12 protein-coding genes are annotated in these 15,179 nt (G+C 51.4%); 5 read left to right on the top strand and 7 right to left on the bottom strand.

The window, feature by feature from the left end; genetic code table 11:
- The first annotated feature begins 86 nt into the window (after positions 1 to 86).
- The gene (locus EYB30_RS08310; protein ID WP_166838453.1) at positions 87 to 2,186 is read left to right on the top strand and encodes a DUF6351 family protein; all 2,100 of its coding nucleotides are present in this window, start codon (positions 87 to 89) and stop codon (positions 2,184 to 2,186) included.
- Here the strand turns inward: EYB30_RS08310 and EYB30_RS08305 are convergent.
- From EYB30_RS08305 to EYB30_RS08295, 3 genes are all read right to left on the bottom strand, one after another.
- Positions 2,169 to 3,248, bottom strand: a complete 1,080-nt coding sequence (locus tag EYB30_RS08305; protein WP_166838452.1) for a glycerol-3-phosphate dehydrogenase/oxidase — start codon at positions 3,246 to 3,248, stop codon at positions 2,169 to 2,171. The genes EYB30_RS08310 and EYB30_RS08305 overlap by 18 nt on opposite strands.
- A gap of 13 nt (positions 3,249 to 3,261) precedes the next feature.
- Positions 3,262 to 4,368, bottom strand: a complete 1,107-nt coding sequence (gene proB / locus EYB30_RS08300; protein ID WP_166838451.1) for a glutamate 5-kinase — start codon at positions 4,366 to 4,368, stop codon at positions 3,262 to 3,264.
- Positions 4,369 to 4,429: 61 nt separating this feature from the next.
- A complete protein-coding gene (locus tag EYB30_RS08295; protein WP_166838450.1) occupies positions 4,430 to 4,948 on the bottom strand; it encodes a DUF4124 domain-containing protein in 519 nt (172 codons plus the stop codon).
- 201 nt (positions 4,949 to 5,149) lie between these two features.
- Between EYB30_RS08295 and EYB30_RS08290 the strand changes: the two genes are divergently transcribed.
- A complete protein-coding gene (locus EYB30_RS08290; RefSeq protein WP_166838449.1) occupies positions 5,150 to 5,788 on the top strand; it encodes a YiaD family glycine zipper/OmpA-like lipoprotein in 639 nt (212 codons plus the stop codon).
- A gap of 57 nt (positions 5,789 to 5,845) precedes the next feature.
- Here the strand turns inward: EYB30_RS08290 and EYB30_RS08285 are convergent, their stop codons facing one another.
- The 3 genes from EYB30_RS08285 to speE form a co-directional block, all read right to left on the bottom strand.
- Positions 5,846 to 8,431 (bottom strand): TonB-dependent receptor, encoded by a 2,586-nt coding sequence (locus tag EYB30_RS08285; protein ID WP_166838448.1) that lies wholly within the window; start codon positions 8,429 to 8,431, stop codon positions 5,846 to 5,848.
- Positions 8,432 to 8,622: 191 nt separating this feature from the next.
- Complete coding sequence (locus EYB30_RS08280) at positions 8,623 to 9,072, bottom strand: DUF4124 domain-containing protein (protein ID WP_166838447.1); 450 nt, start codon at positions 9,070 to 9,072, stop codon at positions 8,623 to 8,625.
- A gap of 102 nt (positions 9,073 to 9,174) precedes the next feature.
- On the bottom strand, positions 9,175 to 10,032 hold the full coding sequence (gene speE, locus EYB30_RS08275) for a polyamine aminopropyltransferase (protein WP_166838446.1): 858 nt from the start codon (positions 10,030 to 10,032) through the stop codon (positions 9,175 to 9,177).
- Between the two features lie 142 nt (positions 10,033 to 10,174).
- Here speE and speA point away from each other — a divergent pair, with 142 nt between their 5' ends.
- The 3 genes from speA (at position 10,175) to EYB30_RS08260 (ending at position 13,983) form a co-directional block, all read left to right on the top strand.
- Positions 10,175 to 12,061 (top strand): biosynthetic arginine decarboxylase, encoded by a 1,887-nt coding sequence (speA, locus tag EYB30_RS08270; RefSeq protein ID WP_166838445.1) that lies wholly within the window; start codon positions 10,175 to 10,177, stop codon positions 12,059 to 12,061.
- Positions 12,062 to 12,160: 99 nt separating this feature from the next.
- The gene (locus EYB30_RS08265) at positions 12,161 to 13,054 is read left to right on the top strand and encodes an acyltransferase (RefSeq protein WP_166838444.1); all 894 of its coding nucleotides are present in this window, start codon (positions 12,161 to 12,163) and stop codon (positions 13,052 to 13,054) included.
- Positions 13,054 to 13,983: an acyltransferase gene (locus EYB30_RS08260; RefSeq protein ID WP_166838443.1), complete on the top strand. Its 930-nt coding sequence runs from the start codon at positions 13,054 to 13,056 to the stop codon at positions 13,981 to 13,983. The genes EYB30_RS08265 and EYB30_RS08260 overlap by 1 nt, the downstream gene beginning before the upstream one ends.
- On the opposite strand, the gene EYB30_RS08255 is transcribed toward EYB30_RS08260, so the two are convergent.
- Positions 13,980 to 15,176 carry a methyltransferase gene (locus tag EYB30_RS08255; protein WP_166838442.1) on the bottom strand — a complete coding sequence of 399 codons (1,197 nt, stop codon included), beginning with the start codon at positions 15,174 to 15,176 and terminating at the stop codon, positions 13,980 to 13,982. The two genes, EYB30_RS08260 and EYB30_RS08255, sit on opposite strands and share 4 nt — an antisense overlap.
- Positions 15,177 to 15,179: the final 3 nt, after the last annotated feature.

The raw sequence follows: 15,179 nt of genomic DNA, 5'->3' as shown, positions 1-15,179 counted from the left end.
GTTGTCAGTCGCAGCAGGCTATTTTTTATCCCCACTTCACGCGCACTGACTAAACTTAAACCAGGTTACCACAGCAAAAACACGGCATGCGTATCTTAGGTTTAACACTATTTGCCTTACTGCTGGTGCTACTACTGCTGACACAATGCAGCAGCGCACCGGGGCAGCGCTGGCGCGAGCCTAACCCGGTACAGGGCATAGCACCAGCGCAGCCAGGCCCGCTATTACAGGTCAGCGGCCATATCCGCTATACGCCCAGGCCAAACGATCCCTACCCTTACCCCATTCCGCTGGGTAAGCCTGGCCCGCTGATGCCACTGTATAGTGGCGGCCTGCACTACCCACTGTATTGCGACTTTAGCGCCCAGGCTCTGGATGCTCCTTTGATTGACAACCAGCAAGGCTATGGCGTGGCAGTGCGGCAAAACGGCCAGCCAGCCGGCTACAGCAAAGACTGCCAGCAGCCAGCACAGCTGCAATTTTACCTGCTGCAGGCAAATGGCGACATTAGCCGTTTTAACGGCGGTAGTATAACCGCTGACCAGCAGCTACTGCGGCTGGAGCTGGGTACCATTAACCGGTTTTTTTATTACCTGTTAATGCCAATAACGCCGGCAGAATATGGCCAGCGCAACGCCGCAGCGCAGTGGAACCATAAGCTAATTTATCAGTTTCACGGCGGTGTCGGCATTGGCTATCGGCAGGGCTACCTTAAACCCGAACGCTTAATTCGCGACCGTCAGCACGAGCTGCGCCAAGGGTTCGCCGTCATTAGCGCCAGCATAAATAAAACCAGCTATGGCTATAACTTTTTACTGGCCGAAGACACGGCCAGCCGGGTAAAACGCCACTTTATCAGTTTGTTTGGTCAGCCGCATTATACCTTAGGTATTGGCGGTTCAGGCGGCGGCATCGCGCAATATCTGCTGCTGCAAAACCACCCCGACTTACTCGATGGCGGCATAGCGCTGTACAGCTACCCGGATATGCTAAGCCAGACGCTGTATGCGCTCGACTGCGATCTGCTGCATAACTATTACTATTTTACTGCTGAAGACAAAGGCCGCTGGCAATCATTGGCGCAGCGCCAGCTGCTGGAGGGCTTAAGCGTATCGCCTGAGCATAGCCTGAAATTCTCTGCGCAGGTCGCGCTGGCACAACTCACCGAAGGTATCTGGCCGACGCTGCCACAGGGTGCAACCCAATGCCACAATGCCTGGCTGGGGCTATCGTCATTAGTGCATAACCCGCGGCAGGGCAAATTAAAGCGGCTGGTCGATGATAAACTACTGGCGGAGGTAAACTGGAGTTACTGGGGCGATTTAGCCAGTATTTATGGCGTTGACGAGCAGGGCTTTGGCCACAGTTTGTGGGACAACAACGGTGTGCAGTATGGCTTGCAGGCACTAAAAGAGGGGGCGCTGAGCGCGCAAGATTTTGTCGCGCTAAATCGTGCCATCGGCAGCTGGCGGCCACAGGTGCAAATGCAGCCAGAGCATATTCGCTACCTGCCCTTTGTTGATGCGCCGCTGTGGCTAAGCGCCTTTGGCCGGCAAAACATGGCTCAGTCAGGCTCAGCGCAGCCAGCGCCGCGTTACAGCGCAAACCGCCAGGCCATTACGCAGGCTTATCGTTATGGCCAGCTGTTTTTAGGTCTGACCGATAAACCTATTTTGGACTTACGGCATTATCTGGACCCGGCACTGGATATGCATCATTTGCAGCCGTCTTTTGCCGCCCGTGAGCGCTTGCTAAAACGCCATGGCCATGCCAATAACCAGCTGATTTGGGTAAGCCACCCGCAGCATACGCCTATCGCTGCCGCCATAGCGGTCATGGATCAATGGCTAATTACAAAACAAAAGCCCACTACGGCGCAGGATCAGTGCTTTGCCGCCGATGGCACTGTGATTGCTGCCGGCAACGGCGTCTGGCAAGCGGACGGCCACTGCACTGCCAGCTACCCGCCGTACAGCAACAGCCGGCTCCGGGCCGGTGCGCCACAACACGGCTTAATGTTCAACTGTGCGCTTATAAGCGTGGCACAGGCGATAGCGCGTGGCGATTATAAGCCGGTAGAGATGCAGCCGTTTCAGGCTGCGCTGACGGCGGTTTTCCCGCACGGCGTTTGTGATTATCAGCAGCCGGATCGGGCGCTGCCGGCCGACTTAGCCTTTGCTTACTGATTGCGTCACCTGTACAGCGACATTTTTACCCAGCGCCCTGGCGGTAGTCCATTTACCGCCGGATACCGTCAGCAGCCGGCCTTGCCAATTCAGCTGATACTCGCGGCTGGCCTTACTGGCATTACTACTGCCGCCGAGTAAAGGCCGCACACCGGCAAAATCACCCAGTATACTATCGGCGGTGGCGGCAGGGTTAAAATAATGGTTATACACATCAAGCAGATAACGCCGTTCAGCATCTGAGCATTGAATGGGCTGCTGCAGTTGCTGCCGTACTTCAGTAGTGCCAAGCAGGGTGTTGCCCTGATACGGCAGCACAAACACAATGCGCGCTTCGCCCGGCACCTCCAGCATATGACCATAGCGACACAGCGGCGGTAACAACAAGTGGCTTCCGCGCACCAGATCCAGTGGCTGCGTTGGCAAGGCCGACTGCTGCAGCAATTGCTGGCTCCAGGGCCCGGCGACGTTCACCACCCGGTCAAACTGCTGCCAGCCCGAGCTTAGTAATACCCGGCCATCAGCCGTTAGCTGCTGTACCGGCGTGTGTTCCAATAGGGTGGCACCGGCTTTACGGCACTGCTGTGCCATCCACAGGCCGAGTTTCTGATCATCCATCTGGCCATCAAAAAATAAATAAGCGCCCAGCAAACCATCGGGCTTTAACCGCGGCGAACAGCGCAGCGCCTGCTGCGGCGTTAACCAGCGGTGCCGGCCAATGCCTTTGCGGCCGGCGAAGGTATCATACAGCCAGAGGCCTATTTTCAGCTGCCAGCGGGCACGGCGCGAGTGGGTGTATAGCGGATATAAAATCGGCAGGCGCCGGGTTAGCTGCGGTGCTTTTTTCAGCCACCAGCGCCGCTCCTGCAGCGCTTCACGCACCAGACGGAATTCGCCCTGTTCCAGATAACGCAGGCCGCCATGCAGCAATTTAGACGAGGCGCTACTGGTAGCCTGCATCAGCGCATCACGCTCAAACAAGGTTACCTGATGGCCGGCCAGCGCCAGTTGCCAGGCACTGCTTAAACCATTAATGCCACCGCCTACTACTGCTATTTTCATCCGCCACCTGCCGTTAGGTTGTCAGTGCGATATCATCCCGGTGTACCACTTCTTCGCTGGGGCAAAAGCCCAGTGTCTGGGCAATTTGGGTACTGTGCAAGCCTTTGATCAGGTGTAGCTCGGTGGCGCTGTACTGGCAAATACCTTTGCCCAGTTGTTTGCCGCTATCATCGCACAGCCAGATGGCGTCGCCTTTATCAAACTGGCCGCTCACGCCGACAATACCCTTTGCCAGTAACGAGGCACCTTTATGTAACAGTGCCTGCACAGCACCGCTGTCGAGGCTGATACTGCCCTGGCTTTTTAAGCTGTTAAGCAGCCAGTGCTTTTTGGCACTTAGCCTGTCCTGCTGACGGACAAATAAGGTGCCGGCCGGCTCGCCCGCTAGCAGAGCATCAAAACTGGCCGCTTTCTGGCCGTTAATAATCAGCGTATCCACGCCCAGTTTAGTCGCTTTGTCTGCTGCCTGAATTTTAGTGACCATACCGCCGGTGCCAATAGCATGGTGGCTGCCACCGGCCATGGCATAAATCTCGGCGGTTATTTTTTCCACCCGCGGAATAAAACGCGCATCCGGCACAGTGCGCGGGTTGGCGCTGTAAAGACCATCTATATCAGAGCAGATAATCAGCGCATCAGCATCGACTAAAATGGCCACCATGGCTGCCAGATTATCATTATCGCCGACCTTTAATTCGGCGGTGGCAACACTGTCGTTTTCATTAACAATAGGCAGCACCTGATTGGCCAATAACGTGCGCAGGGTATTGTCGATATTCAGATAGCGGCGCCGGTCGGCCAGATCATCATGCGTCAGTAAAATTTGCGCACAGCGAAAATCAAATAAATGGCTCCAGGTCGCCATCATCTGGGTTTGGCCCACCGCCGCCATCGCTTGTTTAATATTGATCGGTAGCGGCTGATGAGCAAAAGCAATAGCCGTGCGGCCCGCGGCAACACTGCCGGACGACACCAGCACCACCTCAATGCCTTGCTGGCGACACTCGCTGATAAAGCGGGCAATCGCCAGTAAGTAACGGGTAGAACAGCCTTTGGCATCAGGAGAGATCAGCGCACTGCCAACTTTAATTACAATGCGCCGCCAGACAGAACTTAACATAGCCACACCTTTACACTGCGTTGTTGTCAGCAGCTTAAAGTTTGGGCATCTATATGTCTATTTAATTCTTAGTGCTCGCCATGGCAATTTCACAGTTGCCGGCGGATAAATGGGTAAAACCGCCATAAGCCGCCAGCACCAGGCGGTCTTCGGTCAGCTTTTTCACCTGCCAGCTTACCTGTCCGCTACCAAAGGCCGGATGGTCGATAACAAAAGAACCGGGTGATTGGCGGATCGGATACTTAAAGGTATCCCGCCGTTGTTCCTGACTAATATGCTGCACCATCTGGCGTTCGCTAAAAATCCAGGTTTTACGCAGCGCGTTATCCTGCTGCACAGTACCGTCCGGCAGATTAGAAGTGCCAATTTCACACCAACTGCCCGAAATCAGGTTGCTGACCGCCTGCTGTGGCTGCTCGGCAAAACGGATATCCAGTTTTACTTCATCACCACCGCGGCAAGGCTCGCCCTGAAACACCACTTCATTGTTGGCATCGGTACATTTATATACTTCTGCAACAACAGCTTGCATCATGCAGATACTGCTAAGCAGTATGCAAAAGCGCACCATTCTTTTCATTATTAAATCCTTTTTATCTGCTACAGTACAACTGCTCAGCGTTTAAACCCGCCTACAATACTGAAAAAATGTACTGAAGTGAATAAACCGGATAAAAATAAACATAATTTAAACAAAACGGCAAAATTTCAGCCGTTATAGTTCAGCACAAATTCAGTTAAAAACACTAAGCTGACATCAATATATTATTGGGAGTTTATTATGCGTCGTTCTGTTTTATTAGTGTCATTGCTATCGGCCAGTCTGGTGATGGCTGGCTGTGCCTCAACAGAATATTCAAATACCACTAAAGGTGCCGCCATTGGTGCTGTCGTTGGTGCTGTTGCGGGCAAAGCCACCGGTAATCATAAAGACAAACGCCTGGTGATTGGCGCTGCTGTGGGCGCCTTAGCCGGTGCTGCCGTTGGCAGCTACATGGACAAGCAGGAAAAAGCACTGAATGAAGAGCTCAGTGGCAGTGGCGTGAAAGTGGTACGCGAAGGCGACAAACTACGCTTAGATATACCGGCGCAATTAACCTTTGAGGTGAACCGCTCTGATATCCGCGCTAACCTGTACCCGGTGTTTAATGATATTGCCAAGGTACTGCGTGACTACGAAAAAACTATGCTGGTGGTCGCTGGCCATACTGATGACACCGGTCCCTACCAATACAATATGAACCTGTCTCAGCAGCGCTCTGACAGTGTAAAGCAGTATCTGGTGGCGCAAAACGTACAGGCAATCCGGATTGAAACCCAGGGCTATGGGCCGAATTATCCGATAGTGCCAAATAACTCAGACGCTAACCGTGCGCAAAACCGCCGGGTAGAGATCCATATCGAGCCGATAGTGGAGTGATAGCTTAGGCTATAAAAAAACAGCGCCGACCGGCGCTGTTTTCGTTACTAGCTTAAATTAAAAGCGATAGCTGACTTTAGCATAAATGTACTGGCCGCGAGGATTGTGCACCTTAGATGCATAACCATAGAGATCACCATCACCATCACCGATAGCAAATGGCGGATCTTCATCCAGCGCATTATTCATACCCAGTACCAATTGCGTTTTGTCATTCAGGTTATAACGTGCCTGAATATCCAGCAGCATCTGCGCATCAATGGAGCGGGTTTTAGTACGCTCAACATCACTCGGTGCCGCATAGTCCTCAAACTGGCCAATATAGCTCAAGCTGGTAACTATACCCCAGTCGCCATGGCTCCAATCTGCCGCAGCCAGCCAGCGATGCTGTGGATAGTTATATTCACCCGCATAGTCGATACCATTTTTCTCAAATTTGCTGATATAAGACCAATCCAGGCTAAACCTTACCTGCCCCATATCCTGTAATGCCAAACGATACGACGTCGACAAATCCAGACCGGTCGCCTCTTGTGAACTTACGTTAACATAGCTATTGAACAAGCGGGATAACTCGCCCAATGTCTGGCCTGGTAATGGTGCCAAGCGCACGCACACCGTGCTGTTCTGGTTGTTACATTCGGCTGCATAGACATTTTCATAATCATTCTTGTCTATTTTATTGTCTTGCGTAATGCTCCACATATCCGCCGTTACATCAAATTCGTCGTTAACCTGCCAGACAAAACCCAGGTTATAGGTTTCAGACTCTTCTGGCTGTAAACCTTCGCCACCGACAAATACTATAGTGTAATCCGTTGACGCACAGGCAGGGTTAGCAGCATCTGGCGTTGGGCAACGGTAAGTATCGGTAAAGAACACCGATTCTTGTGACGGGCCTAAGCCAATTTGTGCTAACGACGGTGCACGGAAACCCTGGCCGAATGAAGCCCGTACAGTAAAGTTATCACGAGGGCGCCATTTCATCGTTAATTGCGGGTTTGTCGTTGAACCAAAATCGCTGTAGTGGTCATAGCGGCCTGCTACCGTGAACTCCAAGGTATCATCGATTGGAATTAACAATTCAACATAAGCGGCATATTGGTCACGCTGCGCCTGAGCCGATACCGATTCCGTGCCAAAAATCAGCCCACGCTGGAACTGATCATCCGGCTGATCGAAAGCGTCCTCTTCACGGTACTCAACACCCGCCGCTAGCGATACCATCTGATCGCCCAGCGCAAAGGCTTCACCGCTAATACTGGCGTCATAAGCAGTAATATGTGATTCACCGCGGCGCACCAGCGAGGTGGTAATGGCGTCTATCACCTCAGGTGAATTAATTGTGCCGCCAAACGGGTTGTAATTGCCTAGATTAATCTGCTCTTGCAGGAAGTCTGTACGCACCCAACCTTGCTGCTTGCTGCCGGTCTGCATTGACTCACTGCGACCTTTTTGCGCAGAGATATCCCAGTCCCAATTCTTTAGCTGCCCACGTAAACCCACTACCATACGTAATGAGTCTGACTCTATGTCCCACACCCTTGGCCCCGCATCAACAGTACGGAAACGGTTAATAGCAATGTCCTCGCCAAAAGGATTATTTGGATGAGTACCGGGCACGGTCAGGCCAGCATCACCGTCTAAAGGTGTCGCAGCACCCGACGCTTGCGAGCGGTTATGCTGGACTGACAATTCAACATAGCCTTGCATACTATCGGTGAAGTTTTGACTCGCCTGGAAAATGGCGCCCACTCGCTCTGCCGCCGGGATCACCATGCCAAAAGGGCCATAGTCAAATACACAGGTCTGGCCAAAAGCCTGATCGGCCGGACAGCCCGGATCAATGCGGGTTTCGCCATCAACAATAAAATTGCCAGGGAAGCCGCGTGATGAACGCAGATCCAAGCCGCCGTAGGGTTCCTGGTTAGCCGTGCCAAAGCGGCCCATTTCCGCACCGGTTATCACGGTATTTTTGAAATAATCCAGAATTAAGGTAGCGTTTGCATCATCTGACTCGGTACCCCAGACCAAACTGGCTGAGGTTTCATCGTAAGACGGGCCTGTAGTGCCACCATGACTGACGCTCAATTCAGCGCCATCAAAATCTTTGCGCAAAATAATATTCACTACGCCGGCTACGGCGTCTGAACCATAAACGGCTGAGGCGCCGTCTTTTAGAATTTCAACCCGTTCAATGGCAGCCACTGGGATCGAGTTAATATCAACGAATGAGTTAGCGATATTCTCAGCAAAAGCACTGACGGCAACCCGACGACCGTTGATTAACACCAGCGTGGCATCAGAACCGAAGCCACGTAAACTGATGGCAGCGCCACCGTTGGCTGTAGAGTCCTGGTTATTACCGCGGGTAGAGAAAGTACCGGTACCGGCGACTGGCGTACGCTCTAACAATTGCTGCAGGTTAGAAAAACCCGATTTAGCAATCTCATCGCGATTAATAATATCAATTGGCGCCGCGCCTTCTAAATCGTTGCGTTTAATCCGCGAGCCGGTAACTTCAATGCGCTCAACTTGTTGCGCGCCTGGCGCCTCTTCACTTTGTTGCGCTAAAGCAATATTGCCATAACACAATGAACTTACTGCCAGCGCACATAGGGAGTACTTAAATGATGTTTTCATATGCATCCTTTTTGTTATTTGTTTTGTCATCAACTGCTTACGCAGCGATAAAGGTGTAGCACAAAACACAAAAATTAACATTAGATGCCTATGTTATATTTATGATAATTCGTTACAGAACGTAACAAAACGCAGACAACAAAAAGCCCCGCGTGTAGCGAGGCCCGGTCTGTAGATAAGGTTTACTACAACTAGTTTTGCGCGTACTGCCGTTCCAGATTTACCGCTTTTGACTTCAGGCTAGCCAGGTTAGAGCGCTCAGCACTGATCTGCTCGTCATAAAGCTGCGCGGTGCGGTCAATTTTTTGCTGCAGGGTTGTCAGTTCTTCTGCCTTAGGAAAGCTGCGGCGTAACTTATACAGATCAGCTTTTAGCTCATTTAGCTTTTGCTGTTTTTCCTGCTCGAGTTTGCTGATCTGAAACTCAACAAAACGCCCCTGACGCTTAATGGCATCCACTTGTTGTTTAAATTCACTACGGGTGCCAATCATGGCAGTACCGAGCGGACGCATATCAACTTGCTCGGCTTCAGCAGCACAAGGAAACTGACTAAACTCCACCACACCATTCTGCTCACACTTGTAAACAGAGGCTTGCGCTGAAAATACGCCTAAAAACAATAAGTAACTATATTTCTTCATTTGCCACCCCACACATGAACAATAAATGTACAGAAAGCTTGCCAAATACGCAAGCAAGCTTAGCAATTTATTTTTCTGTTCAGCCTGGTTTAAGTCTGTTTGTTAATCCAGCAATGCACGCCGCATAAAGTTAGGCCAGGCTGATGCCGCTTTGTGTACCTCAACATTGTAGTATTCTGTGTTAAAGCGTGCTGCTGCCGCGTCGGCTTCACGGAAACCATCAAACGCCATGCCTTTGCGCGCCATAGTGCAGGTCCACCAACCGGACGGATACACCATTTGCGGGAACAACAACGTTTGCAAGGCCGCAAAACCGGCATCCTGCATTGCGCTACGCATGTCTTTTAACAGTGGCATATGAATAAGCGGTGATTCACTTTGCTGCACTAAAATGCCGCCATGACGCAGTGCTTTGCGACAGCTGTCGTAAAAGGCGCGGTTAAACAGCCCCTCGCCCGGGCCAATAGGATCGGTTGAATCAACAATAATGACGTCGATTGATTCTGGCTGCGCCTCGCGCATAAATTTAATACCATCATCAAATTTCAGTGTCGCACGCGGGTCATTATTTGACGCGCACAGCTCCGGAAAGTACTTTTCTGCCATCCGGGTAACCTGCTCATCGATATCAATTTGTGTGACCGATTCAACGCCCGGGTGCTTTAACACTTCACGCAGGGTGCCGCAGTCACCACCGCCGATAATCACCACGTTTTTCGGGTTGGCATGACTAAACAGCACCGGGTGGCTCAGCATTTCGTGATACAGGAAGTTATCGCGGCTGCTAAGCATAATAACGTCGTCAATCACCATTAAATTGCCAAAATGCGTTGTCTCAAACATTTCAATCTTCTGAAATGGCGACTGCACTTCGTCCAGCTTTTTTGTGACCTGCAGGCCAAAAGCGCTGCCACTGGCGGCGAATATTTCGGTGTACCAATTGTTGTTAAAACCAGACATAGTTATCCCCTTGCTGTAACAGGGCGCGTATTGTGCCTTTTAGCGCCGTTACACTCAAATTTTTTCGGTTTTTCGTGTTTTTTGCTGCAGCGTCGTCGTATAAGCCTTAAACTATAGCCAACTTAATTTTAAAGGAACGACAATGGCCGACTGGGGTACTGAAAAAGCACGCTCTATCTACAACGTAGCTGTATGGAGTGAAGGGTATTTTGATGTAAACGCTGAGGGCGATCTGGTGGCTTATCCGGATCAGGACCACAGTAAAAAAGGCATCAGTTTTCCTGAGCTTACAGCCCGCTTTAAAGAAGAAGGCTTAACGCTGCCGGTACTGGTGCGTTTTACCGATATTCTGCAGCACCGGGTAGATACGCTGATTAAATCCTTCCAGCGCGCCAAAGCGGAAAAAGACTACCAGGGCCAGTACACTGCGGTGTACCCAATTAAAGTAAACCAGCAATTCTCGGTAGTAAAACGCCTGATTAGCCACGACAGCGGCAAGGTAGGCCTGGAAGCCGGCAGTAAGCCCGAGTTAATGGCGATTTTGGGTGTTACCGAGCAACCACTGCAAATCGTCTGTAACGGCTATAAAGACAGCGAGTTTTTACGCTTAGCCACTATCGGCGACATGATGGGCCATACCGTATACGTGGTGGTAGAGAAACTGTCTGAGCTGAAGACCCTGCTGCGCGAAATTGATAACTTAGGCGCCGCGCCACGCATTGGTATCCGCATCCGGTTAAATTCGGTCGGTAAAGGCAAATGGCAAAACACCGGTGGCGAAAAAGGCAAATTCGGCTTAACCGCCACCCAGGTACTGCAGGCGATTGATATATTGCGTGATGCCGGCAAGCTGGATTTACTGCAGCTGGTGCATTTTCATATCGGCTCACAAATTGCCAATATCCGCGATATTCATAATGCTATTCGCGAATGCGCCCGCCACTATGCTGAACTGCGCACCTTAGGCGTGCCTATTACTACCGTCGACGTGGGTGGTGGTTTAGGCGTGGACTACGAAGGCTCGAAGTCGCGCTCGGCTTGCTCCATGAACTACACCATGTACGAGTATGCCCGTAACGTGGTCAACGGCTTAAAAGAAGTATGTGACGAGTACGATTTGCCGCACCCGAACATTATTACCGAGTCTGGCCGGGCGATGACCGCGCACCATGCAGTACTGGTGACCGATGCGATTGATATCGAGCGTGCACCGGGTTTGGTTAACCTGCCAGAGCCAAGTGAAGACTCGCCTACAGTGATTTTGGGGCTGTGGGAAGCCTACCAGAACGTGACACCGCGCACCGCGATAGAAGCCTACCACGATGCCGTGCACTATTTTACCGATGCCCATGCTCAGTATGTGCATGGCTTATTAACGCTGAAAGACTGGTCGCTGCTGGAGCAAATTTACTTTGCCACCATCAACCGGGTAAAAGCCAATCTGGATATGACAGCACGTTCGCACCGCGCCATTCATGATGAGCTAAACGAAAAGCTGGCTGATAAGTTATTTGTTAACTTCTCCTTGTTCCAGTCAATGCCGGATGCCTGGGGTATCGACCAGCTGTTCCCGGTAATGCCACTGGAGCGGATGAACGAGCCGCTAAACCACCGCGCTATTATTCAGGATATTACCTGTGACTCCGACGGCCAGCTAAAAAGCTATGCCGATGGCAATGGTATTGAATCCAGCCTGCCACTACCGCTATACAAAGAGGACGAGCAATATCTGCTGGGTATGTTTATGGTTGGCGCCTATCAGGAAATCCTTGGCGACTTACACAATTTGTTCGGTGATACCGACTCCGTACATGTAGAACTGAATGAAGACGGCAGCTATAAGCTAACCAATATCATCAAAGGCGATACGGTAGCCGATGTGCTGCGCTATGTGCAGTTTGATGCCAAGAAGCTGATTGCCTCATACACCAAACAACTGGCGAAGCTGGAAATGCTCGATGGTCGCAAAGATGAGTTGTTGGATGAGCTAAAAGCCGGCGTTTACGGTTACACCTACTTTGAAGATTAAGGTAAACTAGCTACTGATCCGATGTGTTAACAGCAGGCTCGCCTGCTGTTATTATTTTTAGCCGGCGCCAACTGCCGGCCATTGCTATCAGGTGCTGCTATGTTACATTTTTTACCGCGTCCTATTACCGGTACGCTATCGCTGTTGTTATACATTCTGAACACCCTGTTCTGGTTTGTACCGGTATTGCTGTTAGCGCTGCTAAAACTGCCACCGATAACCCGCTGGCAAAGCTGGATGACGTACCTGCTGGACGCCTGCGCCGTGGCCTGGATCAGCGTAAATAACTTTACTACCCGCCTGTTTACCCGTATCCGCTGGCATGTCAGCGGGTTGGAAAAGCTGTCGCGCAAAGACTGGTATCTGGTGCTGGCCAACCATCAGTCCTGGGCCGATATTCTGGTGCTGCAAAAGGTGTTTAACCGCAAGATCCCGTTTATTAAGTTTTTCCTGAAAAAAGAGCTGATTTACGTGCCCTTTTTAGGCATTTGTTGGTGGGCGCTGGATTTCCCTTTTATGAAGCGCTACAGCAAGGCTTTTTTGCAACGCAACCCGCATCTGCAGGGCAAAGACATTGAAACCACCCGTAAAGCCTGCCGTAAATTCCGCTTTAAGCCAGCTGCCATTATGAATTTTGTTGAAGGCACCCGCTTTACCCACGACAAGCATGATAAACAGCAATCGCCCTATCACAACCTGCTAAAACCCAAAGCCGGTGGTGCAGCCTTTGTATTGGGCGCTATGGGCGAGCAGCTGCATAAAATTCTCGATATCACCATTTATTACCCGAAAGGTATTCCAACGTTCTGGGATTATATCTCCGGCAAAGTTCGTGATATAACGGTGCAGATTAAAGTGTTGCCAATAACCCCTGAGCTACTGGGTGATTACAACGATAACCAATACCGCGAGCGCTTCCAGCAGTGGATTAACCAGTTATGGCAGCAAAAAGATTTGCAGCTGAGTAAGCTGAAACAAGGAGTTAAGCAGTAATGTTAAGTTTTCTACCCGGCTGGTTGTTATTGCCGTTTAGTTTTAGCGGCTTTGCGCTAAACCTGGCGTTTTGGGGTCTGGTGGTCACGCCGCTGGGGATTATTAAGCTGTTGCTGCCGTTTAAAACGGTGCACCGGCTAACCGGTTATGCCGGTAAAGGTTGTTACCGCGGTTGGACAGCAGTAAACACTGCGCTGATAAACCTGTTTAACCAGGTCGACTGGCAGGTAACCGGCGCGCAGACGCTGGACAAACAAAGTTGGTATTTGCTGATCTCGAACCATAAAAGCTGGCTGGATATTCCGGTGGTCAGCACTGTGGCGCATAGCCGCATTCCGGAGCCGAAATTCTTTTTAAAAGATGAGCTAAAATGGCTGCCGTTTTTAGGCACCGGCTGTTGGGCGCTGGATATGCCGTTTATGAAACGCTACAGCGCAGCCCAGCTAGCTAAGCGGCCCGAGCTAAAAGGCAAGGACATTGCCACCACGCGCGCCTCGTGCCAGAAATTTCAAACCGTGCCTACCACCATTATCAACTTTGTCGAAGGCACCCGCTTTACTGAGCAAAAAAAGGCAGATAAACGTAGCCCGTTTCAGTATCTGCTACCGCCCAAAGCCGGCGGTATTGCCTTTACGCTGGCCAGCATGGGCGAGCAGTTTAATGCCATTTTAGACTTTACCCTGCTGTATCCGGACAATCCGCAGCATGTGGCAATGGACATGTTAATGGGCAAATTAAAACGGGTGGTGGTGCAGGTAGAGGTATTGCCGGTAGACCAGCAGGTGATTGGCGATTACTTTAACGACGAGCAGTTCCGGCAGCGCTTTCAGCTGTGGCTGAATCAGCGTTGGCAACATAAAGACCAGTTAATCATGCAATATCACCAATGCCAGAGCCTGAGCAGCAGTAGCGAGCAGCTGGCGTGCTAAAACGCCGCCTGCCGTTTAGTGGCGCTTAATAGCACATTACGCGGTGTAACCTCAGCCGGGCACAACTCAGTCAGCTGAACCTGATAACCGTGCTGTTGTAAATATAAGGCCTTATCCAGCGCCAGCCACAACTCCAATGGCCGGCGAAACAGGTGCCGCACCAGTTCAATACGTTGCACCAGCGCCATACGTTTGCTGGCGCGCTGCAAATAGGCTTGCCAATCTAATGCAGCAGGTAAACTTAGCTGATGCTGCTGCGCTGCCCACTGGGCAAAAGCGGCAAAGTCACCACTAAACCAATGTTTGCTTACTGACGCCAGCGGCCGGTAGTGTGGCTGGCCGCTTAGCTCAGCGCGCAGCTCATCGTAGGCTAAACGCCACAATACTTCGGTGCTGCGTAATTTTTCAATCCGCTCACCGCCGGTGACCTGGCCCTGCACCACCAGTTTTAAATCATCTTTATTAAGCTGCAGATCGACGGCCTTAGCCTGTGCCGACAATGGCTGATATTGCGTTTGCGGGATCAGATGATAACAGCACGGCACCAGTTGCAATTGCTGGCAGCCAGCCTGTACCGCCTGTTGCAGCAGGGTAATATGCAGTTGACCGCAGGCGTGCAGCGCGACGATATGCTGCTGTGGTTGCAACACCGTACTGAGGGGCCCAGCCAGCACGTCAGCACAAACAAATTGCTGTTTAATCTGGTATTTCTCGGCCAGTGCTGTGCCTTGGCGGCACAAGTCAGGCTGCCATTCAACACTGGTCACCGCCTGCTTAAAGCGATGGCTTAGAATCCGCCCCAGATGCCCTTTACCCGCGCACCACTCAACTACCGGGGCCGCGCTGTCAGGCCATTGCTGGCACAAGGCATCTATTTGCTGCAATTTACGCCCGGCAATACCGTTTTCCAGCCAAAAGGGCAAGGCCGCCGTTGTGCGCTGCGCCGCCGCTGCCGTGAGCCCAGGCAGGGAAAACAGCACCGGGAAAAATTCAGCAAAGTACTGCTGTTGCAGCCTACTACTTTGGTCAATCAGCCTTATTTGCGTCTCGTCCAGCGCCAGCAAGCAGCGCTGTAGCGGCGCGTTCTGCCACGGCAGTTGCGGGCAGCTAAAAGGTAATAGCTGCCAGTACTGACGATATTGTTGTAATACGGTGCTAAGTTGTTGAAACTGCTGTTGCAGACTGACCGGCATCGG

The sequence above is a fragment of the Rheinheimera pleomorphica genome, from assembly GCF_011634895.1.
Classification (GTDB): Bacteria; Pseudomonadota; Gammaproteobacteria; order Enterobacterales; family Alteromonadaceae; genus Alishewanella; species Alishewanella pleomorphica.
Note: the sequence above shows the minus strand (reverse complement) of the source record. Positions and strands in the feature narration are given on the sequence as shown.